The organism is Peribacillus sp. P4_C12, from assembly GCF_056402095.1.
On the sequence record NZ_JBFUIB010001037.1, the window covers coordinates 1 to 790 of the forward strand.

Below are 790 nucleotides of genomic sequence, written 5' to 3' on the forward strand. Positions count from 1 at the left end.
GGAAACTACCAGCGTTACCAAATCCTTGAATAACAACTCGTGCCCCTTTAATATCAATTCCGCGCTTTTTCGCAGCTTCATTAATACAGATAGTTACACCTTTTGCAGTTGCAGACTCACGGCCATGAGAACCACCAAGTACAAGCGGTTTACCCGTAATGAATCCTGGTGAGTTGAATTCATCCATACGGCTATATTCATCCATCATCCACGCCATGATCTGGGAATTAGTAAATACATCAGGTGCCGGGATATCTTTTGTCGGACCTACGATTTGACTGATAGCACGGACATAGCCCCGGCTTAGTCTTTCCAGCTCACGGAAGGACATATTACGAGGATCACAAACGATTCCACCTTTACCTCCGCCATAAGGCAAATCAACGATGCCACATTTCAAACTCATCCAAATGGACAATGCCTTTACTTCTCGTTCTGTCACATTAGGGTGAAAACGGATGCCACCTTTTGTTGGTCCAACAGCATCATTATGCTGTGCCCTGTAACCCGTGAAAATTTTAACTGAACCATCATCCATACGTATTGGCATCTTCACGGTTAATAAACGTAAAGGTTCCTTTAAGAGCTCGTATACCTCTTCAGGATAACCCAGCTTGTCTAACGCTTTATGTATAACAGTCTGGGTAGACCTCAATACGTCGTGTTTTTCTTCCTCATTTACAGGGCCATTACCTTTTGCCGATTCCATCAATAGTACCTCCTAGAAAATCTCATCCATATATTTAGATTATAATTTACAAATAGTCCTCTTCAAGTGCTAGTATACACC

General features: G+C 42.4%; 1 protein-coding gene. It reads right to left on the reverse strand.

Going from position 1 to position 790, the window contains the following annotated elements:
- Positions 1-709 (reverse strand): Glu/Leu/Phe/Val family dehydrogenase (locus AC1DUW_RS31100; RefSeq protein ID WP_477644485.1); only part of this gene is annotated, 709 nt, incomplete at its 3' end.
- Positions 710-790 lie beyond the last annotated feature (81 nt).